The organism is Sphingobium sp. RS1, from assembly GCF_056156825.1.
Map to the genome: position 1 here is coordinate 3,294,257 of NZ_JBLZXE010000002.1, position 24,695 is coordinate 3,318,951.

Annotated in this window: 23 protein-coding genes; 11 read left to right on the forward strand and 12 right to left on the reverse strand. The window is 64.8% G+C overall.

Annotated elements, in window-relative coordinates:
- Window positions 1-122: 122 nt before the first annotated feature.
- The gene (locus tag ACNHGR_RS17880) at window positions 123-1,211 is read left to right on the forward strand and encodes a helix-turn-helix transcriptional regulator (protein WP_475287805.1); all 1,089 of its coding nucleotides are present in this window, start codon (window positions 123-125) and stop codon (window positions 1,209-1,211) included.
- A 10-nt stretch (window positions 1,212-1,221) separates the two neighbouring features.
- Here the strand turns inward: ACNHGR_RS17880 and ACNHGR_RS17885 are convergent, their stop codons facing one another.
- The 5 genes from ACNHGR_RS17885 to ACNHGR_RS17905 form a co-directional block, all read right to left on the reverse strand.
- The gene (locus ACNHGR_RS17885; RefSeq protein ID WP_475287807.1) at window positions 1,222-2,580 is read right to left on the reverse strand and encodes a cell wall hydrolase; all 1,359 of its coding nucleotides are present in this window, start codon (window positions 2,578-2,580) and stop codon (window positions 1,222-1,224) included.
- Between the two features lie 111 nt (window positions 2,581-2,691).
- Complete coding sequence (gene cysK, locus ACNHGR_RS17890) at window positions 2,692-3,609, reverse strand: cysteine synthase A (protein WP_184270014.1); 918 nt, start codon at window positions 3,607-3,609, stop codon at window positions 2,692-2,694.
- Window positions 3,606-4,910, reverse strand: coding sequence for an MFS transporter (locus ACNHGR_RS17895; protein ID WP_475287810.1), 1,305 nt, complete (start codon window positions 4,908-4,910; stop codon window positions 3,606-3,608). The genes cysK and ACNHGR_RS17895 overlap by 4 nt, the downstream gene beginning before the upstream one ends.
- A gap of 134 nt (window positions 4,911-5,044) precedes the next feature.
- Window positions 5,045-6,061, reverse strand: coding sequence for an aldo/keto reductase (locus ACNHGR_RS17900; protein WP_475287812.1), 1,017 nt, complete (start codon window positions 6,059-6,061; stop codon window positions 5,045-5,047).
- A 23-nt stretch (window positions 6,062-6,084) separates the two neighbouring features.
- Window positions 6,085-6,561, reverse strand: coding sequence for a (R)-mandelonitrile lyase (locus ACNHGR_RS17905; protein ID WP_475287814.1), 477 nt, complete (start codon window positions 6,559-6,561; stop codon window positions 6,085-6,087).
- A gap of 138 nt (window positions 6,562-6,699) precedes the next feature.
- Between ACNHGR_RS17905 and ACNHGR_RS17910 the strand changes: the two genes are divergently transcribed.
- A complete protein-coding gene (locus ACNHGR_RS17910; RefSeq protein WP_475287815.1) occupies window positions 6,700-7,593 on the forward strand; it encodes a LysR family transcriptional regulator in 894 nt (297 codons plus the stop codon).
- Here ACNHGR_RS17910 and ACNHGR_RS17915 read toward each other — a convergent pair whose 3' ends face one another.
- The 5 genes from ACNHGR_RS17915 to hflK all read right to left on the reverse strand — a co-directional run bounded on the left by ACNHGR_RS17915 (window position 7,594) and on the right by hflK (window position 13,419).
- Window positions 7,594-7,965 carry a hypothetical protein gene (locus tag ACNHGR_RS17915; protein ID WP_475287816.1) on the reverse strand — a complete coding sequence of 124 codons (372 nt, stop codon included), beginning with the start codon at window positions 7,963-7,965 and terminating at the stop codon, window positions 7,594-7,596.
- Between the two features lie 34 nt (window positions 7,966-7,999).
- Window positions 8,000-9,631 (reverse strand): helicase HerA-like domain-containing protein, encoded by a 1,632-nt coding sequence (locus ACNHGR_RS17920; RefSeq protein WP_475287817.1) that lies wholly within the window; start codon window positions 9,629-9,631, stop codon window positions 8,000-8,002.
- Window positions 9,632-9,796: 165 nt separating this feature from the next.
- On the reverse strand, window positions 9,797-11,308 hold the full coding sequence (locus ACNHGR_RS17925) for a Do family serine endopeptidase (protein WP_184270027.1): 1,512 nt from the start codon (window positions 11,306-11,308) through the stop codon (window positions 9,797-9,799).
- A 135-nt stretch (window positions 11,309-11,443) separates the two neighbouring features.
- A complete protein-coding gene (gene hflC / locus ACNHGR_RS17930; protein ID WP_475287819.1) occupies window positions 11,444-12,292 on the reverse strand; it encodes a protease modulator HflC in 849 nt (282 codons plus the stop codon).
- Window positions 12,292-13,419: an FtsH protease activity modulator HflK gene (hflK, locus tag ACNHGR_RS17935; protein ID WP_184270031.1), complete on the reverse strand. Its 1,128-nt coding sequence runs from the start codon at window positions 13,417-13,419 to the stop codon at window positions 12,292-12,294. The genes hflC and hflK overlap by 1 nt, the downstream gene beginning before the upstream one ends.
- Window positions 13,420-13,493: 74 nt before the next feature.
- Between hflK and ACNHGR_RS17940 the strand changes: the two genes are divergently transcribed.
- Entirely contained in the window at window positions 13,494-14,474 is a 981-nt protein-coding gene (locus ACNHGR_RS17940; protein WP_475287820.1) for an Mrp/NBP35 family ATP-binding protein, read from the forward strand.
- Here ACNHGR_RS17940 and ACNHGR_RS17945 read toward each other — a convergent pair whose 3' ends face one another.
- Window positions 14,475-15,089 carry a GNAT family N-acetyltransferase gene (locus tag ACNHGR_RS17945; RefSeq protein ID WP_475287821.1) on the reverse strand — a complete coding sequence of 205 codons (615 nt, stop codon included), beginning with the start codon at window positions 15,087-15,089 and terminating at the stop codon, window positions 14,475-14,477.
- On the opposite strand from ACNHGR_RS17945, the gene ACNHGR_RS17950 reads away from it, so the two are divergent.
- The 8 genes from ACNHGR_RS17950 to ACNHGR_RS17985 all read left to right on the forward strand — a co-directional run bounded on the left by ACNHGR_RS17950 (window position 15,019) and on the right by ACNHGR_RS17985 (window position 23,947).
- Window positions 15,019-15,453 (forward strand): CoA-binding protein, encoded by a 435-nt coding sequence (locus ACNHGR_RS17950; RefSeq protein WP_475287823.1) that lies wholly within the window; start codon window positions 15,019-15,021, stop codon window positions 15,451-15,453. The two genes, ACNHGR_RS17945 and ACNHGR_RS17950, sit on opposite strands and share 71 nt — an antisense overlap.
- A 38-nt stretch (window positions 15,454-15,491) precedes the next feature.
- Window positions 15,492-17,759, forward strand: a complete 2,268-nt coding sequence (locus ACNHGR_RS17955; protein ID WP_475287825.1) for a xanthine dehydrogenase family protein molybdopterin-binding subunit — start codon at window positions 15,492-15,494, stop codon at window positions 17,757-17,759.
- Window positions 17,756-18,754, forward strand: coding sequence for a ferrochelatase (gene hemH, locus ACNHGR_RS17960; protein WP_475287827.1), 999 nt, complete (start codon window positions 17,756-17,758; stop codon window positions 18,752-18,754). Before ACNHGR_RS17955 ends, hemH begins: the two co-directional genes overlap by 4 nt.
- Before the next feature lie 24 nt (window positions 18,755-18,778).
- On the forward strand, window positions 18,779-19,501 hold the full coding sequence (gene phbB / locus ACNHGR_RS17965; RefSeq protein WP_184270041.1) for an acetoacetyl-CoA reductase: 723 nt from the start codon (window positions 18,779-18,781) through the stop codon (window positions 19,499-19,501).
- Window positions 19,501-19,797 (forward strand): ribbon-helix-helix domain-containing protein, encoded by a 297-nt coding sequence (locus tag ACNHGR_RS17970; RefSeq protein ID WP_184270043.1) that lies wholly within the window; start codon window positions 19,501-19,503, stop codon window positions 19,795-19,797. Before phbB ends, ACNHGR_RS17970 begins: the two co-directional genes overlap by 1 nt.
- 63 nt (window positions 19,798-19,860) lie before the next feature.
- Window positions 19,861-22,323: a TonB-dependent receptor gene (locus tag ACNHGR_RS17975; protein WP_475287828.1), complete on the forward strand. Its 2,463-nt coding sequence runs from the start codon at window positions 19,861-19,863 to the stop codon at window positions 22,321-22,323.
- 156 nt (window positions 22,324-22,479) lie between these two features.
- The gene (locus tag ACNHGR_RS17980; RefSeq protein WP_475287830.1) at window positions 22,480-23,247 is read left to right on the forward strand and encodes an energy transducer TonB; all 768 of its coding nucleotides are present in this window, start codon (window positions 22,480-22,482) and stop codon (window positions 23,245-23,247) included.
- Window positions 23,248-23,263: 16 nt separating this feature from the next.
- Window positions 23,264-23,947 carry a Fe2+-dependent dioxygenase gene (locus tag ACNHGR_RS17985; RefSeq protein ID WP_475287831.1) on the forward strand — a complete coding sequence of 228 codons (684 nt, stop codon included), beginning with the start codon at window positions 23,264-23,266 and terminating at the stop codon, window positions 23,945-23,947.
- Between the two features lie 68 nt (window positions 23,948-24,015).
- Here the strand turns inward: ACNHGR_RS17985 and ACNHGR_RS17990 are convergent, their stop codons facing one another.
- Window positions 24,016-24,477, reverse strand: coding sequence for a DUF6869 domain-containing protein (locus ACNHGR_RS17990; RefSeq protein ID WP_475287832.1), 462 nt, complete (start codon window positions 24,475-24,477; stop codon window positions 24,016-24,018).
- Between the last annotated feature and the right edge of the window lie 218 nt (window positions 24,478-24,695).

A 24,695-nucleotide genomic window follows, 5' to 3' on the forward strand; every position in this document is an offset into this window, starting at 1 on the left:
GGCGACGAACCCGCTATCGGGCGGATGCAGGCGACATCTTTTTCACGGGCTTTCATGCCGTTGCGCTGATATGCGATGACGGGACGGGTAGGCATGTGCGCTGCGCGCTGGGGAGGGGGGCTGTGATCCGCACGGAGGAAATTTACGACGCGGCGACCGACGATGCCGCCTTCGATCAGCTGGCGTCGCGGCTGGCGGCGGCCGTCGGCGCGCGGTCCGCTGTCCTCCATTGGGGGCAGGGTGCGGCGCAAGTGTCGGAAATCAGCTATTCCGGCTATTTCTCTGATGAGCAGATGGCACTCTACGGGCAGGAATTCGTCCATGACGATCTGTGGGGGGCGGCGCTCGATGGCTGCGCGGTCAACCGCGTCTGGGATTTCGAAGCACTGGTGCCGGAACGCACCTATGAATGCAGCCGGATCTATAATGAATGGACCCGGCCGATGGGGGACGACACATTCCGCTGCCTCGGCGGGGTGATCCAGCGCGGCGACACGATCGGGCATATCGGCCTGCATCGCGGCCGTGCGCAAAAATCCTTCGATGATCGCGAACGGGCGGCCGTCCAGCAATGTATCGACCATATCGGCCGCATGTTCGACATCCGGCACCGGCTTGACCGGGCCAGCCGTCAGGAACGATCGCTTCAGGCGACGCTCGACCTGGTCGAACATGCCATTTTCACGCTGAACATGGCTGGCCGGCTTATCCATTGCAATGCGCAGGGGGAAAGCATGCTGCGGCGGCAGGATGCGCTGCTCCTGCGCCAGCGCCATCTTTTTGCCCGAGATGGCCAGAGCGACGCCGCGCTGCAAACCGCTCTGCGCGCGGCCGCCGCGCGGGAAGGGACACAGGCCGGCGCCTTGTTCGTTCAACGCGCGCGCGGTCTGCCCTATATGCTGTCGGTTTCGGCGATCTGGTCCGATGACGAGCGGCAGATCGTCCTTATCGCGACCGATCCTGGCATCCATGACGCCAGCCTCGCCAGCCGCTTGCGGGCGTTGCACGGCCTGACCCGTGCCGAAGCGGAGATCGTGGTCGCCCTGTGCGAGGGCAAGGCGCTGGAAGATGTGTCGCAGGAGCGGGGCGTCGCGATGGCCACGGTCCGCACGCAGATGAAGGCCATCTATTCAAAGACAGATTGTCGTCGTCAGTCGGAACTGGTCGCCCGCTTCGCCCGCTTGCCGCGCCTGACGCGAGAGGAAGGCTGACCGTCAGGGGTCAGGGGTCAGAGGCCGGCGCCGGCTTGGTAGCCGGTGAAACCGGCGCGATCTTCACCGTCTCGAACCGTTCCTTGCGGCGGACACCCGACAGGCCCGGTTCGGCTGCGGCGGCGGGCGGCGCCACGGTCGGGATGCGCTGGCGCATGCACTCGGCCTTTGCCATGCGCGGGGTCTGCGCGCAATTCCACAGCGCGCGCTGCAACCCGCTGCCGGCATTGTGGATATAGGCAAAGCTCATCGCCGCCATCTGCGCGTCATTGAGCGGCAGGCGGGCGGGTGCGGTGCCGGGGCGCCAGGCCATGATCCGGCATTCGGTGCGGCCCGCGCAAAAGGTCTGCGCCATATTCGGCCAGCTGTCTGCGGCGCCGCTGCCCGGTAGTTCGACCAGAAAGCTCTTGGCTCCCGGCGCGATCGCGATCAGGCGTACCCCGGCCACCGTCTTGCCCAGTGAATCCGCGCCGATTGCCTGCTGCGGTTTCGCAGCCAGCGCGGCAGCGGCTTCTGCCGCCAGCACCGGCGGCGGCGTCAGCGGCGCATCGGGGCCACCCTGATGCGCAGGCGAAAAGCGCGCGATCCGGCTGATGAGCGGCTCCCCCTTGTCTACGCTCTGGCGAAAGGCGGGCGGTGTGCCCCACCAGCCGCGCCAGCGGAAGAAGAGGTGGGTGCCGACCGCCGTGATCTTGTCCAGGCTATCGCTCCAATAGGGTACGACCCAGTCGGTATGATAATGGGTGGCATGGCCGACCGGCCGGTAGACCTTGCCCGCCAGCGCCCCGCGCGCAATTTCCTGCGCGCGTGCCCAGGCCGCCTGACCGGGCATGCGCGCCAGCGCCCCGTCGCAGCTGAAGGTGAACTGGCAACCGGTGCTGCGTTCCTGTCCCTGAAACACCACGCCGCACACCGTCTTGGGGAAGGCGGGGTGGCGGACCCGGTTCAGCACCACTTGCGCCACCGCCTCTTCGCCGACCGCATCGTCACCCGCCTCATAGATTTCCGCCGCCGCGAGGCAATCGACCGCGCGGGCAAGATCCGTCTCGGACCCTGAAAAGAGGAAAGGTCGGGCCGCCGGATTGGGATCGCGGGAGAAGGGGACGGCGCTGTTCAACGCGACCGCCTGCTCCCGTTCCAGTGCATAGACCTGCACCGGCTCGACCGCGGGAGGGGGCGTGGGCGGGCGCGTCATCCGCGCCGCCGCAACGGCGGAAAAACGCTCCGGCATATCACCCGATCGCTGCCGGCTTTCCCATGATGCGACACCCATGGGCAGGCCGACGAACAGCAAGGCCCAGACGATCCAGGACAGCAGGGCAGGCCAGGATAGCAGGGCAGGCCGGCCCGCGAGGGAGGAAGACTGCATTCGGATCACGAGCGACTGGTTTCCCAATATCCGTTCGCCCTGAGCCTGTCGAAGGGCGCGGTCCCGTCATAGGGGCCGAGCGCGCTTCGACAAGCTCTGAAGCGTCCAGCCTTATTCCGGCAGGAAGTCCGGCACCGACAGATAGCGTTCGCCGGTATCATAGTTGAAGCCCAGCACGCGGCTGCCTGCGGGCAGTTCCTTCAGCTTCTGCGCGATCGCCGCCAGAGTGCCGCCGGACGAGATGCCGACCAGCAGCCCTTCCTGCGTCGCGGCGCGGCGGGCATAATCCTTGGCATCGGCCGGATCGACCTGGATCACGCCGTCGAGCAACTGGGTGTGCAGGTTGGCCGGGATGAAGCCGGCGCCGATGCCCTGGATCGGGTGCGGGCCGGGCTGGCCGCCGCTGATGACCGGCGACAGGGTCGGTTCGACCGCATAGACCTTTAAGGCAGGCCATTGCTTCTTGAGCACTTCGGCGACGCCGGTGATATGCCCGCCCGTACCCACGCCGGTAATCAGCGCGTCGATCGGCGTGTCGGCGAAGTCGGCCAGGATTTCCTGCGCCGTGGTACGGACATGCACGTCGATATTGGCCGGGTTCTCGAACTGCTGCGGCATCCAGCTGCCCGGCGTCTGCGACACCAGTTCCAGCGCACGCTCGATCGCGCCCTTCATGCCCTTTTCGCGCGGGGTCAGGTCGAAACTGGCGCCATAGGCCAGCATCAGCCGGCGCCGCTCGATCGACATGCTTTCGGGCATGACGAGGATCAGCTTGTAGCCCTTGACCGCCGCGACCATGGCCAGACCCACGCCGGTATTGCCCGACGTCGGTTCGATGATCGTGCCGCCGGGCTGCAATTCGCCGCTGGCCTCGGCCGCCTCGATCATGGCCAGCGCAATGCGGTCCTTGATCGACCCGCCGGGGTTGGACCGTTCCGACTTCACCCACACTTCGGCATCACCGAACAGCCGGTTGATGCGGACATGCGGCGTATTGCCGATGGTTTCTAATATCGTGGCAGCTTTCATGAAGGCTTCTCCTGGCTGTTTTCCGCTCGCCCGATGTCGGGTGGATCGAAGCTACGTGCAAGGCGCAATTCGGGAAAGAGTCGCGCCCAGATGATCGTGATGATGATAGCACCGATGCCGCCGCCGATCACCGCCGCGATCGGCCCGACCATGGCGGCCAGGAAACCGGATTCCGCTTCGCCCAGTTCGTTGGAGGCGGAGATGGTCAGTTGCGACAGGCTGGACACGCGGCCGCGCATCGCATCGGGGGTATGGAGTTGCACCAGCGACTGACGGACGAACACCGACACCATGTCCGCACCGCCCAGCACCACCAGCGCGGCAATGCCCGCCTCCACCGCGATGTCGCGCGGCAGGAAGGCGGTGCAGCCAAAGGCGATGGTGGACAGGCCGAACAGGATGACCGATGCCAGCATCTTCAACCCCACCTCGGTCTTCATCGGGCGGAAGGAGAACCAGAGCGCGGTGAGCGCGGCGCCGACACCGGGGGCGGCGGCCAGATGGCCGAGGCCCGCCGATCCGACATGCAATATGTCGCGGGCATAGACGGGCAGCAGCGCGGTCGCCCCGGCCAGCAGCACCGCAAACAGGTCCAGCGTGATCGTCGCCAGCACCAGCCGGTTGCCCTTCACATAGGTGAAACCGTCGATCATCTGGCGCACGGGATGGCGGCTCGTGTCGCGCGCCGGCTGCGGCACCGGGCCGATCAGCAGCATCGCGACCAGCGCCACGCCATAGAGGATCGCCGCCAGCGCATAGGCGCCCCAGGGCGTTGCCGCATAGGCATAGCCGCCCAGCGCCGGCCCGGCGATCATGCCAGCCTGCCACACCACGCTGGAAATGGCGATGGCGTTGGGCAGCACGGCGGGGGGCACCAGATTGGGCGCCAGCGCGCCATAGGCCGGCCCGTTGAAGGCGCGGGCGATGCCGACGATGACCGCGATGCCGAAGATCAGCGGCAGGCTGACCCAGCCTTCATAGGTGGCAAAGGCCAGCAGCGCCGACGCCGTCGTCAGCAGCGTCAGCGTCAGCCGGGTGATGACCCGCCGGTCATAATGATCGGCGACCCAGCCGGTGATGGGCGTCAGGAAGAAGAGCGGCAGGAACTGCGCCAGCCCGATCAGGCCGAGCTGTGCGGAGGCGCCCGCCGTCGTCATCGTCTCGCGCGCGATATTATAGGCTTGCCAGGCCAGCACGATCATCATGCTATACTGCGCCAGCACGGCGCACAGGCGCCCCACCAGATAGGCGCGGAAATTGCTGAAATGAAGCGGGTGGCGGGGGGATTCAGAGGCCGTCATGCCGACGGCTTTAGCGGGGCTTATGTTACCGAAGCAACAGGCCCAGCACCCCTGCCGCCACAAGATTTGCTTTGCGACCTATGAGGATAGAGAGGGGCGCGGTCGGTTGATCCCCACCGCACTCCCATCCTTGTTCAGCCCACGCGTACAGGGGCGTCCCGGCCCACCATCGCCAGTTGGGCCGGTGCATAGCGATCGCCCTCGATCGGGATCAGCGCCGCCGCCGCATCGATCTCGCGCCGCTCCGCCTCGGTCAGCACGACCGCCGCCGCGCCGATATTCTCCTCCAGCCGGTGCAGCTTGGTCGTGCCGGGGATCGGCACGATATAGGGCCGCTGCGCCATCAGCCAGGCGAGTGCGATCTGGGCGGGCGTCGCTGCCTTGCGCTCGGCCACGGCGCGCAGCAGGTCGACCAGCGCTTGATTCTTGGCCATCGCCTCCGGGGTGAAGCGCGGCACGCTGGCGCGGAAATCGCCGTTCCCGATCTTCGTGTCGCTGCCCATCGTGCCGGTCAGGAATCCCTTGCCCAGCGGGCTGTAGGGTACGAAGCCGATCCCCAGTTCATCGCAGGCATCCAATATGCCGTTGCTTTCGGGGCCGCGCGTCCAGAGGCTATATTCATTCTGCACGGCGGTGACCGGCTGAACCGCATGGGCGCGGCGCAGCGTGTCCACGCCCGGTTCCGACAGGCCGAAATGCTTGACCTTGCCCTGCGCGATCAGGTCGCGGACGGTGCCGGCGACGTCCTCGATCGGCACGGCGGGATCGACGCGATGCTGGTAGAGCAGGTCGATCGTCTCGACGCCCAGACGCTTCAGCGATCCTTCCACGGCTGCGCGGATGCGCTCCGGCCGGCTGGTGATGCCGCGATTTTCGCCGGTGGCCGGATCGATATCGAAGCCGAACTTGGTGGCGATCACCACCTTGTCGCGCACCGGCGCCAGCGCCTCGCCGACAATCTCCTCATTGACGAACGGGCCATAGACCTCGGCCGTGTCGAAGAAGGTGACGCCCCGGTCATGGGCGGCGCGGATCAGGGCCATGCCCTCCGCCTTGTCCAGTCGATGCGCATAGCCGAAGCTGATGCCCATGCAGCCCAGTCCCAAAGCGGACATCTGCAGGCCGCTGCGGCCCAGTTCACGTGTTTGCATGATATATCTCCAATATAATGCGATCAGTCCCGCTGTGGCCCGGCCCGATATTCCGCGTCGGTCACATGGTTCAGCCAGGTTGCGGTCATGCCGCCCTGTCGTTCCTGCACCGCGATATGGGTCATGGCCGATTGCGGCGTGGCGCCATGCCAATGGGCGCGGTTGGGCGGGCACCACAATATGTCGCCCGCCCGGAACTCCAGCACCGGACCGCCCAATATCTGCGTCCAGCCCACTCCTTCCGTCACGATCAGCGTCTGGCCCTGCGGATGCCGGTGCCAGGCCGTACGCGCGCCCGGCTCGAACCGCACGATGGCACCGTTGACGCGCGACGGGCCGGGACGCTCGAACCGGCCGGAAATTGTCACGGCACCGGTGAAATAGTCGGGCGATCCGACCTCGCTTGCGCTGTCCTCCACGCGAACAATCTCGGTCACATGGCTGTTCGTGGCGGCGGGCGTCGTCCCCGCCATGGCTGCCAGGATGAGAGAAAGGGTCATGGTCGGGCTCCCTATTCTGTCAGGCCGGCCATAAGCTGCACATGCGGGCCAGCCTTCGTTACCGGCTGGATATAAGGCATTGCCCACTACCTGTATTAGATGCGATAATCGGCAAGAGTTTGTGAGAAGGATTCAGTAATGGCGCGAGACAGGATGGCCGATCTTCAGGCGTTCCTGGCGGTCGCGCAGGCACGCAGCTTCACCCGTGCCGCGGCCCAACTGGGCCTGTCGCCCTCTGCGCTCAGCCATGCGATGCGCGGGCTGGAGGAGCGGCTGGGCGTCCGCCTGCTCACCCGCACCACCCGCAGCGTTGCCCCGACCGCTGCGGGGGAGCGCCTGCTGAACGCCATCGGCCCGCTGTTCGACGGGATCGAGGCAGAACTGTCGGCCCTCGGCGCCTTGCGGGACAAGCCTGCGGGCATGATCCGCCTCACCACCGGCATCCACGCGGCGCAGACGATATTATGGCCCGCGCTCCATCGCTTGCTGCCCGACTATCCCGACATTCAGGTCGAACTGAACGTCAATACCGGGCTGATCGACATCGTCGCCGAACGGTTCGATGCCGGGGTGCGTCTGGGCGAGACGCTGGAACAGGACATGATCGCCGTCAGGATCGGGCCGGACTGGTCGATGTCGGCGGTTGCGTCGCCAGCCTATTTCGCGGCCCGTCCGGCGCCGGGAACACCACAGCAATTGTCGACGCATCGTTGCATCAACCTGCGCTTCCCGACCTATGGCGGGCTATACGCCTGGGAGTTCGAGCGGGACGGGCGAGAATTCGCCGTGCGGGTCGAAGGCCCGTTGATCGTCAATGATATCGCCCTTGCCCGGCAGGCGGCGCTGGACGGGGCCGGCATCGCCTATCTGCCCGACGATTATGTCGCGGCCGACGTGGCGGCGGGCCGGCTGGTGCGGATATTGGTCGACTGGTGCCCACCCTTCACCGGCTATCATCTCTATTATCCCAGCCGGCGCCAGCAGTCCCCTGCCTTCGCCCTGCTGGTGGATGCCTTGCGCTACCGCGCCTGATTATTGCCGCAGCAGCACGCCGCTGACCGATCCGTTGCGGACCGAGCAGACGAAGGGAATGTCGCCTTCGCTCGAACCCAGCACACCTTCGACTTCCCAGCCGGTAGACATCGTGCTGGCCCGCGCCGGGCCGATGAGCTTGAACGCCGGTCCTGCCTGATAGAGCGCCTTTTCCGCACAGGCATCGCGCGCGGCGGCGGCGGTGTCGATCGGGCCATAGCCCGGCGCGGCATAGGGCGTTTGCCGCGCGTCCCGCTGCGCCTGCCGGTCGGCGATGCTGTCGCCAACGATGATCGCATGGACATGTTGCGCATGGACAGGCGTGATGAGCAGCATCATCGCTGCAACTGTCCAACTCGCTGTCGCTTTCATGTCGATCCTCTCCCTGTTGCGCCCCGACAATAGCCTATTTGAACAGGCTGCCCAATATGCCGCGCACCAGCTTGCCGGCAATGCCACCGGAGGATGATTTGCGGCTCGATCCGCCGAACACCGCGCGGCCCAGTTCATTGGCGACCTGCCGCCCGACCGAGGAGCCGGCGGCGCGGGTGGCGGACTGGATCGCCTTGTCGAAGGCGCTGGGCTTGGCCGCTTCGCGGGCTTCCGCCGCCTCGCGCCGGGCCTGTTCCTTCAATTCGGCTTCGCGCTGCTTGGCTTCCACCTTGGCCTGCGCGGCGGCGGCCTTGTCGGCTTCGGCCTGCGCCTTGGAGGCTTGCGCGGCGGCCGCGGCAGCTTCCCCACGCGCCGCCAATATCTCCTCCGCAGACTCCCGATTGACGGCAGTGTCATATTTGCCTGCGACCGGCGATATCGACTGAATGATCGCCCGCTCCTTCGGCTCGACCGGGCCCAGGCGGGAGCGGGGTGGGGCGATCAGCGTGCGCTGGACGATGCCGGGCGATCCATCCTCCTGCAACAGCGACACCAGTGCCTCGCCGACCTTCAATTCGGTAATCGCCGTCTCGACATTCAGGTCGGGATTGATGCGGAAGGTGTCCGCCGCCGCCTTGATCGCCTTCTGGTCGCGCGGGGTGAAGGCGCGCAGCGCATGCTGCACCCGATTGCCGAGCTGGCCGGCGACATCCTCGGGGATATCGATCGGGTTCTGCGTCACGAAATAGACGCCCACGCCCTTCGACCGGATCAGGCGCACGACCTGCTCGATCTTGTCGGTCAGCGCCTTGGGCGCATCCTCGAACAGCAGATGGGCTTCATCGAAGAAGAAGACGAGCTTGGGCTTGTCCGGGTCACCCACTTCCGGCAGCGTCTCGAACAGTTCGCTCAGCAGCCACAGCAGGAAGGTTGCGTAGAGTTTGGGCGACTGCATCAACTTGTCGGCGGCCAGCACATTCACATAGCCGCGACCCTGGTCGTCCACCTGCAACATGTCATGGATGTCGAGCGCCGGCTCACCAAAGAAATGGTCGCCGCCCTGCGATTCCAGTTGCAGCAACTGCCGCTGGATCGCGCCGACGCTGGCCTTGGTCACATTGCCGTAGCGGGCCGAGAGCGCATCCGCATTTTCCGCGCAATAGGCCAGCATCGCCTGCAAATCGCCGAGGTCAAGCAGCAGCAGCCCTTCCTCATCGGCATATTTGAAGGCGATCGACAGCACGCCTTCCTGCGTCTCGTTGAGGCCCATCAGGCGCGCGAGCAGCAACGGCCCCATTTCGCTGACGGTGGTGCGGATCGGATGGCCCTGCTGCCCGTAGAGATCCCAGAAGATCGCCGGATTGTCGGCATAGCTATAGTCGGCGATGCCGACTTCCGCCGCGCGCGCGACCAGCTTGTCGGCATTTTTGGCGGTGGGGGAACCGGCCATGGATATGCCGGCCAGGTCGCCTTTCACATCAGCCAGGAACACCGGGACGCCCAGTGCGGAAAAGCTTTCGGCAATGCCCTGCAACGTCACCGTCTTGCCGGTGCCGGTCGCCCCGGCGATCAGCCCGTGCCGGTTCGCGCGGCGCAGGTTCAGCGTCTGGGGAATGCCGCCATCCTTGTCCGGTGCGCCAAGGCCGATGAAAATGCCGTCGCTCATTCCCGATCCTTTTCCAACAAAAAAACCGTCATTCCCGCGGAAGCGGGAACCCATCTCCCACGCTATCCTCCGGTGGGAGGTCGAGAGATGGGTCCCTGCTTTCGCGGGGATGACGGAATTAACCGCACATCTGCCTTCGCCACAAGGCGAGAGGCATCATGTTACTTACTTGTCGCGCAGGCGTACCGGCAGGAAGATCGCCGGCTGGCCGCGACGCAGCACCTGCAACAGGATGGCGTTGCGGCCCTGGGCCGCCACGGCCTTGGCCTGCGCATCCAGTTCGGCCTGGCTTGTAACCGGGCGGTTGTTGGCACTGATGATGACGTCGCCACGACGCAGGCCCTTGGCGCCGGCGTCGGTCGACCCGTCGACGGCGGTGATGACCACGCCCTTGGTATCGGCGGCAATGCCAAGCTGGCGAATGATGCCGGGCGTCAGCGGGATAGCTGAAATACCCAGCGCCTGCTGCGTCGCCTGACCCGGATTGCTGTCCTGCTGGCTGAAGTCCTCATCGCCCTGAGGCTGAGCGAAATTGTTCAGTTCGTCTTCGGACGGGCGTTCGCCGACGATGGCGGTCACGGTCTGGCGCTGGCCATTACGGATCAGCACGATCGGCACCTTCGCACCGATCCCCTGACCCGCAACAATCGAGGACAGATTCTGGTCGGCGGTCACTTCCTGGCCGGCGACGCTGACGATCACGTCGCCCGCCTTGATCCCGGCCTTTTCCGCGCCCTTGCCCGGCTCGACGCCCTGGACGAATTCGCCGCGATTCTTGGCGAGGCCCAGCGAGTCGGCCAGATCTTCGCCCAGCGGGCTGATTTGCACGCCCAGATAGCCGCGCTTGATGCTCTGGCCCTTGCGCAGCGTATCGACGATCGGCGCGGCCTGTTCCGACGGAATGGCGAAGCCGATGCCGACATTGCCGCCCGAGGGCGAAAGGATCTGGCTGTTGATGCCGATCACATTGCCACGCATGTCGAACATCGGGCCGCCACTATTGCCCTGGTTGATCGACGCGTCGGTCTGGATGAACTTGTCATAGCCCGACGTGCCGCCGGTATTGCGGTGCAGGGCGGAAATGATGCCGGCCGTCACCGTACCCGACAGCGCGAAGGGGTTGCCGATCGCAACGACCCAATCGCCCACGCGCGCCTTGGTGCTGTCGCCGAACTTCACGAAGGGCAGCGGCTTGGGGGATTCGATCTTGAGCACGGCCAGGTCGGTCGCGGGGTCGCGGCCGATCAGCTTCGCCGGGAATTCCTGCTTGTCGGTCATGGTGACCGTGATCGAATCGACGCTTGCGCCTTCCGCGCCGGCCGACACCACATGGTTGTTGGTGACGATATAGCCGTCCGCCGATATCAGGAAGCCCGAACCCAGCGACTGCGCCTGGCGGGTCTGGGGCTGGCCGCCCTGACCCTGGCCGAACAGGTCGCCGAACGGGGTGCCGGCGAAGGGATTCTGTACCTTCACCCGCTGCTTGGTCGAGATATTGACGACGGCCGGTTGCAGCTTCTCGACCATGTCGGCGAGGCTGGCGGGCGCGCCCGCGGGCGCCGCGGCCGTCAGGCCTTCATTCTGCGCGGTCTGCGCGCCGACATTGGAACTGGTGGTGACCGCGATGGCGGTGCCGCCGAGCAGCAGGGCGCCGGTAATGGCATAAGCGTAACGCACTCGTGACGGTCCTCTTCAAAACTTCGGGAATAAGGAAGGCGGGACTTTAGGAAGCCCTCAGATGCTCCGCCTTGCCTTAACCCTCATTGAATGACGCTGGTTCCGTAATGATCCGCCATGGATCATGACGAAAGTTTAACGTCGTCCCTGAAATTGCCGCAGGAACTCATTGTCCGGCGACAGGATGATGCTGGTCTGGCCCGGCCGATCGGGCGAGAAAGTGTAGCGATAGCTCTGCATTCCGCGATAGAAATCGTAGAAGGACGGGTCCTTGCCAAAGCTTTCGGCATAGATGCGGGCAGCGTTCGCGTCGGCCTCGGCGCGAATGATCTGGGCCTGCTTGGCCCCCTGCGCGCGGATGGTCAGTGCTTCCTGCTCGCGCGCGGTGCGCATGCGGGTGAAGGCGCTGTCCAGCGGGGTGCCGTCGGGCAGGTCGGCGCGCTTGATCCGCACGTCGACGATTTCGGCGCCATATTGGCGCGCAACGCGGTCAAGGCCCGCTTCGATATTCTGCATTACTTGGCCTCGCTCCGGGCTGAGCAGCGCGGCAAAGGGCCGCTTGCCCAGTTCGTTGCGCAGCGCAGAGCCCAGGATCGGACGCAGCGCGTCGGACACGCGATCCTCGCTGCCTGCGGCAATATACATGCGCAGCGGGTCAACGATGCGATAGCGCGCAAAGGCGTCGACCTGAAGCCGCAACTGGTCGGTGGACAAGACCTGCTGCCGCTCCATCTCGACCGACAGCACGCGCTTGTCGATCCAGACGATCTGGTCGACGAACGGCCAGCGCCAGATGATGCCCGCACCGGTCTGGCCGAAGCTTTCATTGGGCTGATAGCGGTTGATGAGTTCCTTGGGATCGCCGAAGCGGACGATGACGCCCTGCTTGGTTTCGGGCACGATTGCGATGGTGCTGCCGACCAGGATCAGCAGCGCCAGCAGGGTCAGCGCAAGCGCGACGGGGTGACGCACGACTCCGGGCATTACTGGCCTCCCGTGCTGGTGGCGGCATCCTGCGCCGGGGTTGCCTGCGCCCGCTTCTTGAGTTCGGGCAATGGCAGATAGGGCGTCACATTATTGCCCTCGACGATGGTCTTGTCGACGTTCGACAGCACGCCCTCCATGGTTTCATAATACATGCGGCGGCGGGTCACGTCGGGCGCCAGCTTATATTGTTCATAGACTTTGTCGAAGGCCGCGGCTTCGCCCTGCGCCTTTGCCGTCACCTGCTGGGCGGCGGCGCGCGCTTCGTTGAGGTAGGTCTGGGCGGTCTGCTGCGCGGCGGACACGGCCTTGAACGCATCGTTCACCGCCGTTGGCGGGTCCGCCTGCTTGATCGCGACGCCCTGGATACGGATGCCCGACTTGTAGCCGTCCAATATCTCCTGCATGCGCAATTCGACCTGCTGCTCGATCGCGGTACGGCCCGCGCCCAGCGCATCGTCCAGGCTGACGCTGGCCAGCACGGCGCGCATGGCGCTCTCGGCGACTTCGCGCACGCTGGCATCGGGTTCCGACAGCTGGAACAGATAGAGTTCCGGGTTGCGAATGTTCCAGCGCACCGAATAGGCAAGGTCGATGATATTCTGGTCGCCGGTCAGCACCAGATTTTCCTTCTCGGCGCTGGTCGATCCAATATCGATGGTGCGGATTTCCTCGACATCGACCGTCGTCACCGCTTCGAACGGGGCGGGCAGCGTCAGGCTGATGCCCGGCGTCAGCGTCCGGCTATATTTGCCGAGGAACGTCACCACGCCGCGTTCCTGCGGGCCGACCCGGTGGAAACTGGTCAGCACCAGCCACAGGATGACCACCAGGCCGATCGCGATGGGCCACAATGCCCGGCCAGCCGCGCGCGGGGGCAGGCCGCCAAAGCCGCCACCGCCATTGCCGCCGCCCGGACCGAAGCTTTCGCGGCCACGGCGCAGCAATTCCTCGATCGCGGAAGGGCCTTTCTGCCCGCCCGATGGCTTGCCCGGCTGGGTCCACGGGTTGCGCGGGCCGCCATCGCCGCCCTTCTGCCCGTCCCCGTCGGGGCCGTCATTCTTGCCGCCCCAGGGGCCTTGGACCATCGCTGCGATCGCGGGCATCCACCCGAATATTCTTCTCATGTTGTCTTCTATAGGAAGGCTCTTCTCCGAAAAACAGTGCAAATGGCCGCGATTATTTCCTACAGGGCATCGCCATGACCGATCTTGCCGATTTCACCGCCCGTCTGACCGCCCTCACCGATGGCCGCGCCAGTGCGCCGCGCATCAAGGAAGGGGTGATGACCCTGGCCTTGGACGTGGGCGGCCTGTCGCCCGAACAACGTGACGGGCTGGCCGCCGCGATCAGGGAGGGCGGCCTCACCGTCACGGGCGTGACCGACGTGCGCATCGCCATGACGGCTGAACGCAAGCCGACGGAAGAGCGCAAACCGCTGCGCATCCTGGCCGTCGCATCGGGAAAGGGCGGGGTGGGCAAATCGACCCTGTCGGCCAATCTGGCCGTCGCGCTGCACCGTCTCGGGATCAGGGTCGGGCTGGTCGATGCCGATATCTATGGCCCGTCGCAGGCCAAGCTGATGGCGAGCGAGGACCAGAAGCCGGTCGCCCGTGACAAGAAGCTGGTGCCCGTCACCGGCCCGATCGGTATCCCGATGCTGTCGATGGCGCATCTGGTGGAACCGGGCAAGGCGCTGGCCTGGCGCGGGCCGATGGCGGGCAATGCGCTGTCGCAACTGATCGATGCCGAATGGGGTGACGCCGAACTGCTGGTGGTCGACATGCCGCCGGGCACCGGCGACATTCAGTTGTCGATGGTGCAGAAGCACAAGCCTGCCGGCGCAGTGATCGTGTCTACGCCGCAGGATCTGGCGCTGATCGACGCGACCCGCGCGGTGAGCCTGTTCCATCAGGCCGGCGTGCCGATGGTCGGGCTGGTCGAGAATATGGCCGGCTATGCCTGCCCCCATTGCGGCGAGATTTCCGATCCCTTCGGCCAGGGCGGCGCGGAAAGCGCGGCGGGCGACCTGTCCATGCCGTTCCTTGGCCGCATTCCACTGGCGATCGAGATTCGCCGCCAGTCCGACGCGGGCGATCCGCCGGCGGCGGGCGAGGGCATCCATGCCGACGCGTTCCGCGCCATCGCACAGAAGGTGGCGGACTGGCTGAAGGTCGCCTGATTAAAGGCGCAGATGCAGGAACTGGCTGAAGCCATTGACCCGATAGGCACCGAACGGACCGCCATCGACAAAGCCATGGCGCCGGTAAAGTGCCAGGGCCGGACCAAAGGCCGTGCCGCGCCCCGTCTCCAGGCTCAGATGTTTGAGGCCATCTGCCCGTGCGGCGTCGATGACATGGTGCAGCAACGCCGTGCCCACGCCCTGTCGCAGATAGTCGGGATGGGTCCGCATCGACTTGATCTCGCCCCGGTCGGCATCGAGCAGTCGCAATGCCCCCACGCCCGCAATCGCATCGCCGACCCAGGCCGACCATAGCCGGATATCCGGCGCTTGCAGGCCGGACAGGTCCAGCGCGAAGACGGCATCGGGCGGCGAATGGTCATGCATGCCGGACAGGTGCAACGCCAGCAGCGCACGGGTTTGCGGATCGGTCAGGTCGTCGGGGCGGATCGCGAACATGGTGCAGCCTAACCTGGCAATCTCGCGAAGGGAACGTCTTGCATGCCGCCGCGCCCTCCCCATGTCGGGACGGAAGGAGATTGCCATGCCGCTCACTGCTCCACAGGATATCGCCGCCTTGCTCGGCCGCACCCGCACCATCGCGCTGGTCGGCATTTCCGACCGACCCGATCGGCCCAGCTATGGCGTGATGAAATTTCTTCAGGACCATGGCTATCGCGTGCTGCCGGTCAATCCGCAGATTGCGGGCGAACATGTCCATGGCGAATTTGTCTGGGGCCGCCTGCCCGACATCGGCGTGCCCATCGATCTGGTCGACATCTTCCGCCGCAGCGAGGCGGCGGGCGAGGCTGTGGACGATGCCATCGCGATGGGCGCCAAGGCTGTGTGGATGCAACTCGGCGTCATCGATGAAGCCGCTGCCGCCCGCGCCGAGGCGGCCGGATTGCAGGTCGTGATGGACCGGTGCCCGGCGATCGACATCCCCCGCTTCGGTATCGCGCCGATCACCGCCGAATAACGCTAGGCATCCCGACGTCCCGCCTCTATCAGGCAGGCATGGCGCGCGCACCGCGGAAGCAATCCGGCACAAAGACAGGCATCAACCGCCGCACCCTTTTGGTGGGCGGCGGCGCGGCGGCGGGGCTGCTGATCGCCTGGGGTGTCTGGCCGCGCAGTTATGAACCCAATCTCAATGCCGGTGCGAACGAAACCATCCTCAACGCCTTCCTGAAGATCGACGCTTCGGGCCAGATCATCGTCGTCGTGCCGCAGACCGAAATGGGGCAGGGGATCACCACCGTCCTGCCGCAGATATTGGCCGACGAACTGGGCGCGGACTGGCGCACGGTCGCGGTGCAGAGCGCGCCGGTCAGCCCGCTTTACGCCAATACGCTGCTGGCGCGCGAATGGCTGGCGAGCGACTGGTCACGGCTGATGGGCGGGGCGGGCGACTGGGCGCTCAACCAATATGCGACGCGCGGCGCGCTGATGCTGACCGGTGGTGGTACTTCCGTCCCCATGTTCCGCGATGCCTATCGCGATGCCGGTGCGGCGGCGCGGGTTCTGCTGTGCAAGGCGGCGGCGGCGCGCTGGAACATCCCCTGGGAAAGCTGCGACATCGTGGACGGCATCATCACCGATGGCGCGGCCCATCGCATGAAGATCGGCGAGATCGTGGCTGATGCGGCCCGCTTCGACCTGCCCGACATATTGCCCTATCGGCAGGGGCAGGACGCGCGCCTGTCGGGGCAGGATCTGCCGCGCCTCGACACCCCGTCCAAGATTGACGGCAGCCATAATTATGCCGCCGACATCCGCTTGCCCGACATGGTCTATGCCTCGATCCGGCAGGGGCCGATCGGCGATGCGCTGCTGGCCGGCGTGGACGAAAAATCCGCCGGCGGCGTCACGGGGTTCCTCCGTCTGGTCCGGCATGAGCGCTGGGTCGCGGCGGTGGCGAGCAACTGGTGGGCCGCCAACAAGGCGCTCGATCTGGCCGACCCGGTCTTCGCCCTGCGCGGACCGCCGATCAGCAGCAGCAGCATCGATGATGCACTGGAAACCGCCTTTGAGAGCGAGGCCGGTCGCCGCCTCTATGCACAGGGCGATCTTGGCCCGGTATTCGAGGGCGCGACCATATTGGCCAGCGAATATCAGGTCGATGCCGGCCTGCATCTGGCGATCGAACCGCCCTGCGCGACCGCGCGGGTGACGGACGATGGCGCGGAAGTGTGGATGGCGACGCAGGCGCCGGGCCTTGCCCGCGCGGCGATCGCCGATGCGCTGGGCCTGTCCGAACGGGCGGTGGCGCTCTATCCGCTGCATGCCGGCGGCTCCTTCGGCCGCGCGATGGATTGGGACGTCGGGGTACAGGCGGCATTGCTGGCGCAGGAGATGAAGCGGCCGGTGCAATTGCTCTGGTCGCGGCTGGAGGATGTGATCCAGGATCGCCCCAGCGCGCCCGCCCATGCCCGCATGGCCGCCAAGCTGGGCCGTGGCGGTGCGATCGAGGGCTGGTCGGCCAAGGTCGCCGCGCCCTGTGCCATGACCCAGACATGGTCGCGGATCGCGGACGGGAAATTGCCGCATGAGGCAGCAGCCGATGCCGCGGACAAGGCGACCCGGCTGGCGGTGGCCGGCATGGTGCCGCCTTACGCCATTCCCAACTGGGCGGTCGATCATTTCCCGACCGATGTCGGCCTGCCGCTCGGCTTCACGCGCGGCAATGCGCGGCTTCATGGCGCTTTCTTCACGGAAAGTTTCGTCGATGAACTGGCGCATCTGGCCGGGATGGAGGCCATGTCCTTCCGTATCCAGATGCTCGGCGGCAATCCGCGCCTTGCCCATTGCCTCTCCACTGCCGCGTCGATGGGCGGCTGGCAGGGCGGCATTCCGGGTAGCGGGCAGGGGATTGCCGCCCATATGATGAACGGCGCCTATGCCGCCGTGATGGTGGAGGCGGCGATGAATGGCGACGCGCTCAGCGTCAATCGCATCGTCGCGGCGGTCGATGCCGGCGATCAGGTCAATCCCGACATCGCCCGGCAGCAGATCGAAAGCGGCCTGATCCACGGCCTCGCCTATGCGATGGGCGCCGCCGTCCCCTATGAGAAGGGGATGCCAACCCGCGCCATCCTCGACCGCATGAATCTGCCGCGCCTCGCCGATATTGGCGAGGTGACGGTGGAACTGATGCGCAGCACCGCCGACCCCGCCGGCGTGACCGATCTCGCCGCGCCGCTGGTCGCGCCTGCCATCGCCAACGCCCTCTACACCTGGACAGGCCAGCGTCTGCGCAGCCTGCCTCTGGTAGGAACCGCATGACCCCGCCCGCCGATCATCCCGCTATTCCTGCCCCCAGGGTGGGCGTGCTGCTCATCAACCTCGGCACGCCGGATGCGCCCGATGCCAAATCGGTGCGTCGCTATCTGGCGGAATTCCTGTCCGACCCACGCGTGGTGGAAATTCCCAGGCTGGTCTGGCAACCGATCCTGCATGGCGTGATCCTGACCACCCGGCCGAAGAAATCCGCCCATGCCTATCAACAGGTTTGGACGCCTGAAGGCTCGCCGCTCGCCGTCCATACCCGCGTCACCGCGCAGGCCCTGCAACAGGCGATGCCGCATGTGCTGGTCGACTGGGCGATGCGCTACGGCAATCCGGCCATTGCGGAGCGGCTGGCCGCCATGAAGCGCCAAGGCTGCGACCGCATCCTGCTCGCGCCGCTCTATCCGCAATATAGCGGCGCGACCACGGCGACCGCCAATGATGCCGCTTTCGCCGCGCTGGCGGCGATGCGCTGGCAACCGGCGGTACGCACCCTGCCGCCTTATCATGATGACCCGGCCTATATCGCCGCATTGAAGGCGTCGATCGACGCACATGTCGCTGCGCTCGACTTCGTACCGGACGCCCTGCTCGCTAGCTTCCATGGCATGCCGGAGCGCACATTGCATCTGGGCGATCCCTATCATTGCCAGTCTGTGAAGACCGTCCGCCTGCTGCGTGAAGCGCTCCGCCTGCCGGTCCATATGAGCTTCCAGTCGCGCTTTGGCCGGGCCAAATGGCTCGAACCGGAAACCGAAGCGACACTTGCCAAATTGGTAAAGGAAGGTGTCCGGAATATTGCTGTTGTAACGCCCGGTTTTTCGGCGGATTGCCTTGAAACCCTAGAGGAAATCGCCTTGCGGGCGAAAGAGGTTTTTTTGAGCCAGGGCGGCGAAAATTTTGCCTATTTGCCCTGTCTAAATGCGTCGGCGGAAGCTATCACTCTGTATCAGAGGCTGATGAGCCGCGAGCTTTCGGGTTGGATGGACTGACCCTGTTTGGAAGAGGACGCTTTTATGTCGAGAGTGGCGATCGTGACGGGCGGAACACGGGGTATCGGCGAGGCGATCAGTCTGGCGCTGAAGGAACTGGGTTATACCGTTGCCGCCAACTATGCCGGCAATGAAGAAAAGGCGAAGGCCTTCACTGAAAAGACCGGCATTGCCACCTTCAAATGGGACGTGGGCGATCATCAGGCCTGCCTCGACGGCGTGGCACAGGTGACGCAGGCGCTCGGCCCGGTCGATATCGTCGTCAACAATGCCGGCATCACCCGCGACGGCGTGCTGGCGAAGATGAGCTTCGACGACTGGAACGAAGTGATGCGCATCAACCTGGGCGGTTGCTTCAACATGGCCAAGGCGACATTCGGCGGCATGCGCGAACGCGGCTGGGGTCGGATCGTCAATATCGGTTCGATCAACGGGCAGGCCGGCCAATATGGTCAGGTCAATTATGCCGCTGCCAAATCGGGCATCCATGGCTTTACCAAGGCGCTGGCGCAGGAAGGCGCCAAGTCCGGCATCACCGTCAATGCGATCGCGCCGGGCTATATCGACACCGACATGGTGGCCGCTGTGCCGCCGGCGGTGCTGGAAAAGATCGTGGCGAAGATTCCCGTCGGCCGTCTGGGCCAGGCGCATGAAATCGCGCGTGGCGTGGCGTTCCTGTGCAGTGAGGATGGTGGCTTCGTGACCGGCAGCACGCTGTCGATCAACGGTGGCCAGCATATGTATTGATGGACGCGGGCGACCCTGACCAAGGCCCCTATGGGCCGGAAGGGTCGCCCTTCTCCCCGCCGGTCAAGCGCAGCGTGACCATCGCGGGGCACCAGACCGCCATCAGTCTGGAACCGATTTTCTGGGACGCCCTGCGCGCCCATGCTGCCCGTCAACAATTGCCCGTCAACGCCCTGGTCGCCCGCATCGATGTGGAGCGGCTCGCGGCGCCGCATCCCCCCAATCTGGCCAGCGCCATCCGCTGCTGGCTGTTTCTGCAACAATCTTGCAATGCTGGTAATAATCAGTCGCAATAATGTTGACTCTGCGAAGGACTCTCAATAGCAGCCTGCCCCAATTACAAAAGGGGATCTGCTATCATGTCGAAGTCCGGGAATATGACATCCTTTCTGGCGCTGGGCTGCGTCGGCGCCATGGCCTTTGTCGCCAGCGCCGGTGCGCAGGAGGGGGAACAAGGCGCGCGTCTCGGCGGCATGACCGTCACCGACACGGCAATCGATGAACCCACGGTCAAGGTCGAGAAGGCGGAGTCGCCCAAATATACCCGCCCGCTGCTCGACACGCCGCAGACCATCACCGTCATCGGCAAGGAAACCATCCAGCAACAGAACCTGCTGACCCTGCGCGACGTGCTTTCGACCGTTCCCGGCATCACCTTCGGCGCGGGTGAGGGTGGCTTTGGCTATGGCGACCGCATCATCCTGCGCGGGCAGGATGCCAAGAATGACGTAACGATCGACGGCGTGCGTTCGGGCGCGTTCCTCAACCGCAACGAAGTCTATAATATCGAGCAGGTCGAGGTCACCAACGGCGCCAACTCGGTCATGAACGGCGGCGGTTCTGTCGCCGGCACGATCAATCTGGTCACCAAGCGTCCGCTGGCCGACGATCAGACCATCCTGAACGCCGGCATCGGCACCGATCAATATTACCGCGCTACGATCGACGCCAACAAGCGCGTCAATGACCTGATCGCCGTCCGCCTGAACGCTGTCTATCACAAGAATGACGTGCCCGGCCGCGATGTCGAATATTATGAGCGCTACGGTTTTGCCCCTGCGATCACCATCGGCATCGACAGCCCCACCAGCCTGACCGTGCAGGGCGAATATCTGCACGACGACGCCATGCCGCAATATGGCCTTCGCTATTATGCCAATCTGGGCGGCTTCCTGGATGAATTCGACCGGTCGGGCTATTATGGCTTTGCCAATCTGGATCAGCAGAACAGCAAGACCCGCTCGCTTCAGGCGATCTTCAGCCATCAGTTCAGCGATGCGGTGAAGATCCGCAACCTGACCCGCTACGAACATATCCGCCAGAACACGATCACCAGCCAGCCCAACGGCACCTTCTGCCTGTCCTCGACCGGCCTCCAGCCGCAGGCGCCCTTCCTGGACGGCGTTGCCGCCGCCTGCACCACCACCGTCAATGGCGCTGCCTTTACCGTGCCCGCCGGCTATTATCTGCCCACCGGCGGTCGCGGCGTGCAGCGTTTCATCAACAACACGACCGCCTATAACCAGGTGGACCTGAGCGCCGATTTCGACACGGCGGGTGTCGGTCATACGCTGGTCATCGGCGCGTCGGCCATGTGGGAGCAATATCGGCAGGAGCAGGGCACGCTGCCCCGCAACGCGGATGGTTCGACCCCGCTCTTCCCGCTGGTCAGCATCTCCAACCCCGGCGAAGTGGTGCAGGGGCCGGCCGGCTACAGCTATGGCAACAATGAATATAGCGGCCCGATCAACTTCATCCGGTCTGCCCGCGCGCTGGGCGAGCAGACCAGCTATGCCGCCTATCTGTTCGATACGCTCAAGTTCAGCGATTTCTTCGAAATCAACGGCGGCCTGCGCTATGAAAATGTGAAGGGGCTGAGCCGCAGCTTCTCTTACGTCACGACGGCCGGATCGCCGACGCTGGGGCAATTGAACACGGCAACGACCCTGCCGCGCACCGACGACAATCTCTTCTCCTACCGTGTCGGCGCGGTGGTGAAGCCGACGCCGGATACCAGCCTCTATGTCGCGTTCGGCAACAGCAAGCTGCCGTCCAAGGCTTCGGTCGATGGCAGTTGCACGGTGGACAATGCCGCCGGAGGCAGCGGCACCTGCAACGTGAAGCCGGAAACCACGAAGAATTACGAGGTCGGTGCCAAGGCGGACCTGTTCGACAAGAAGTTGCTGCTGACGCTCGCGGCCTTCCGCAACGATCGCAACCAGATCAAGGTGGTTTCGGGTGATCCGCTGCTGCCCGATCAGGCGACCGACGGGCATCAGCGGGTGGAGGGCATTTCCTTCGGTGCGTCGGGTAACATCACAAGCAACTGGACGATTTCCGCCAACTACATGTATCTGAAGTCGAAGATCAAACAGGGCGTGTCCGACTATTGCCTCGACAATCCGGGGGCGACCGATCCGGCGGCGGGCACTTGCGCCAACAGCGCCGCCTTCCTTGATCCGACGGCGGGCTATGCACTCACCAACACGCCCAAACATTCGGGCAGCCTGTTTACCACCTACCGCTTCGATTTCGGTCTGGAGCTGGGTTACGGCCTGACCTATCAGGGCAAGTTCCTGCTGAACCAGCCGACCCTGGCGCAGCTGACGGCCGGCACCTATGTCGCCTATCATGTGCCGAGCTACACCATCCATCGCCTGATGGTGAATTACCCGATCACGTCGAACCTGAAGGCGCAGCTCAACGTCCAGAATTTCACCGACGAGAAATATGTGACGACCGTGCGCAACGCGGTCGGGGGCAGCTGGGCGCAACCCGCACCGACCCGTTCGGCCGTGTTCAGCCTGAACTATCAGTTCTGATCGCAATGTCCCCGGCCCGTCCCGGCCGGGGGTGAAGGCAGGGCGGCGACATATACTCCTCGGGTCGCCGCCCATCCTAAATTTCCATTCTGTTTCCAGGGCGCAATTGATTCGCATTAGTCTTCGCGCTAAGGGCGCGGGGAGGGAGGCGCTTCCATGCTGCAAGCCGCGAGTCTGCCGGCCGACGATTATGATGCCGTTTCGGAACAGCTGATCCAGCCTGTGCCCGTTGCGCCTTCGTCGCGCCTTTCTTCCCATATCTCGCCTGCCAGCCGTTATGGCGCCAGATCCCGCCCCAATCTGACTGCCATCATTGCCATTGTGGCCGTTCATGCGCTGGCGATCGGTGCGCTCATTCAGGTGCGCCAGCATATCCAGCGCGTGGAGGAAGCCAAGCTGACGGTGGTCAACCTGACCCCGCCGCCACCGCCGCCCGCTGCCGAAGCGCCGCCGCCGCCGCCGTCCAAACCCGAAGTCGTGGCCCCGCCGCCGATCGTGCAAACGCCGGTGCCGCCCGTCCATATGGTGCAGACCACGCCGGACCCTAGCCCCGTGCCCACGCCTGCGCCGGTCGCCGTCGCGGTGCCGGGTCCGCCGGCGCCCGCCGCGCCGCCGGCCCCGCCCAGCATCGTGCAGGGCGGCGATCTTGGAGCGCAGATGGTCGCAGGCAAGCCCCCGCGCTATCCCATCGAAAGCCGCCGCAAGAAGGAACAGGGCACGGTCGTGCTGAGCCTCGTCGTCGGTCTGGACGGCGCGGTCGAAAGCATCAATGTGGCGCAGAGCAGCGGCTCCGCCCGGCTCGACAATGCCGCCCGCGACGCCGTGAAGGGCTGGCGCTGGAAGCCGATCCTGCGCAGCGGTCAGCCGGTGCGGGTCAAGGGCGTGGTCGAAATCCCCTTCATCCTGCGCACTGACGCCGCCTGACGGACACGCTTTTTCCATGCTGATTGCCATACCCGACCTGATCGACGCTGAAAGCGTCGCCGCCATCCGTGCCCTCATCGATGCCGCCGACTGGGTCGATGGCAACATCACCTCCGGCCATCAGTCCGCGCTCGCCAAGCGCAACCTGCAATTGCCGGAGGACAGCGAAGCGGCCAGGCGCGCCGGGCAGATGGTGCTGGATGCGCTGGGCCGATCGCCTTTGTTCATCGCCGCTGCCCTGCCGCTCAAGATTTTTCCGCCCCTGTTCAACAGCTATGCCGGCGGCCAGAATTTCGGCGTGCATGTCGACAATGCCGTGCGCATTCAGGCCGGGACGGGTTTTCGCGTTCGCTCTGACCTCTCCATCACCGTCTTTCTGGAGGCACCCGATGCCTATGATGGCGGCGAACTGACGATCGAGACGAATTTCGGCGTGCAGCAGGTAAAGCTGCCTGCGGGCCATGCGGTGCTTTATCCATCTTCGTCGCTGCATCGGGTGGAGCCGGTGACGCGCGGGCGGCGGGTGGCCAGCTTCTTCTGGCTGCAATCGATGGTTCGCGACGATGGCGCGCGGCAGATGCTGTTCGACCTCGACCGCAGCGTACAGGGCGTTGCCGCCGCCATGGGCCAGGATCATGACGAAGTGATCCGCCTGACCGGCGTCTATCACAATCTGCTGCGCCGCTGGGCGGACGCCTGACAGGCTGGCGGCTGACGACCACTTTCCCTCATTCGTTGGTCTTGCTTTGAATTCCCGATTGCAGACGTTCAATTTCGGGGCGGCAGTTGATCGTCAGGTGGCTCCTCGTGGGGACCAGTGATGCGAAATTTCTCAATTGCTTCCCACGCTCTTGGTGCAATTGCGACTCTATAAGGGTTACTAAGCAGCCAACGGAATCGCGCAGATTTGCGTGCCTCAGCGACAATGCGATCAAGCAAATCAGGTGCCGGGTTTCGAAGCACATCCTCCAATGGACCGCATCCCAGTTGCCCGAGGAATCGAGGATTATCGGCGCGCGAGGCGCCAATAATCACGTAAGCTAGCGCCTTCTCAGGATCATCGTGATGGCAGGTAATGATCTCGCCAAAGTCATCAGCCCATTCGTCAGGCCACTCGCCAGCACCCTGCGCGAAATAATCGGCGCAAGCGTCAATTTGTCGGCACATCTCATCAGCATCGGATCGAGCAAGTGCTCTTTCAAGTTCGTCTCGATACCCTTTGCCTGTCATTTCCTAGTTCGTATTCCGAACCTCTTTCAGATTTGCAAACGCCAAGCTACGGCAGCTATTCGCGCCTGTTCGCCGGAACCCGACCATCTGCAAACCACCCATTGCTGTCCTACACGCGCGTTTTACGCTAACAGCGCATCAGGGCTGGGAGGGCTCTTAGGGCGGCCTAGTCCTCGACATATAATTTCCAACTCACGTATCAAAATGTCGAAATCAGC

Excerpts from the sequence above, each read along its gene's own strand:
- ACNHGR_RS17885 (WP_475287807.1), bottom strand. The coding sequence starts at position 2,580 with ATGCAGTCTTCCTCCCTCGCGGGCCGGCCTGCCCTGCTATCCTGGCCT.
- cysK (WP_184270014.1), bottom strand. The coding sequence starts at position 3,609 with ATGAAAGCTGCCACGATATTAGAAACCATCGGCAATACGCCGCATGTC.
- ACNHGR_RS17895 (WP_475287810.1), bottom strand. The coding sequence starts at position 4,910 with ATGACGGCCTCTGAATCCCCCCGCCACCCGCTTCATTTCAGCAATTTC.
- ACNHGR_RS17900 (WP_475287812.1), bottom strand. The coding sequence starts at position 6,061 with ATGCAAACACGTGAACTGGGCCGCAGCGGCCTGCAGATGTCCGCTTTG.
- ACNHGR_RS17905 (WP_475287814.1), bottom strand. The coding sequence starts at position 6,561 with ATGACCCTTTCTCTCATCCTGGCAGCCATGGCGGGGACGACGCCCGCC.
- ACNHGR_RS17910 (WP_475287815.1), top strand. The coding sequence starts at position 6,700 with ATGGCGCGAGACAGGATGGCCGATCTTCAGGCGTTCCTGGCGGTCGCG.
- ACNHGR_RS17915 (WP_475287816.1), bottom strand. The coding sequence starts at position 7,965 with ATGAAAGCGACAGCGAGTTGGACAGTTGCAGCGATGATGCTGCTCATC.
- ACNHGR_RS17920 (WP_475287817.1), bottom strand. The coding sequence starts at position 9,631 with ATGAGCGACGGCATTTTCATCGGCCTTGGCGCACCGGACAAGGATGGC.
- hflC (WP_475287819.1), bottom strand. The coding sequence starts at position 12,292 with ATGCCCGGAGTCGTGCGTCACCCCGTCGCGCTTGCGCTGACCCTGCTG.
- hflK (WP_184270031.1), bottom strand. The coding sequence starts at position 13,419 with ATGAGAAGAATATTCGGGTGGATGCCCGCGATCGCAGCGATGGTCCAA.
- ACNHGR_RS17940 (WP_475287820.1), top strand. The coding sequence starts at position 13,494 with ATGACCGATCTTGCCGATTTCACCGCCCGTCTGACCGCCCTCACCGAT.
- ACNHGR_RS17950 (WP_475287823.1), top strand. The coding sequence starts at position 15,019 with ATGCCGCTCACTGCTCCACAGGATATCGCCGCCTTGCTCGGCCGCACC.
- ACNHGR_RS17945 (WP_475287821.1), bottom strand. The coding sequence starts at position 15,089 with ATGCCGACCAGCGCGATGGTGCGGGTGCGGCCGAGCAAGGCGGCGATA.
- ACNHGR_RS17955 (WP_475287825.1), top strand. The coding sequence starts at position 15,492 with ATGGCGCGCGCACCGCGGAAGCAATCCGGCACAAAGACAGGCATCAAC.
- hemH (WP_475287827.1), top strand. The coding sequence starts at position 17,756 with ATGACCCCGCCCGCCGATCATCCCGCTATTCCTGCCCCCAGGGTGGGC.
- phbB (WP_184270041.1), top strand. The coding sequence starts at position 18,779 with ATGTCGAGAGTGGCGATCGTGACGGGCGGAACACGGGGTATCGGCGAG.
- ACNHGR_RS17970 (WP_184270043.1), top strand. The coding sequence starts at position 19,501 with ATGGACGCGGGCGACCCTGACCAAGGCCCCTATGGGCCGGAAGGGTCG.
- ACNHGR_RS17975 (WP_475287828.1), top strand. The coding sequence starts at position 19,861 with ATGTCGAAGTCCGGGAATATGACATCCTTTCTGGCGCTGGGCTGCGTC.
- ACNHGR_RS17980 (WP_475287830.1), top strand. The coding sequence starts at position 22,480 with ATGCTGCAAGCCGCGAGTCTGCCGGCCGACGATTATGATGCCGTTTCG.
- ACNHGR_RS17985 (WP_475287831.1), top strand. The coding sequence starts at position 23,264 with ATGCTGATTGCCATACCCGACCTGATCGACGCTGAAAGCGTCGCCGCC.
- ACNHGR_RS17990 (WP_475287832.1), bottom strand. The coding sequence starts at position 24,477 with ATGACAGGCAAAGGGTATCGAGACGAACTTGAAAGAGCACTTGCTCGA.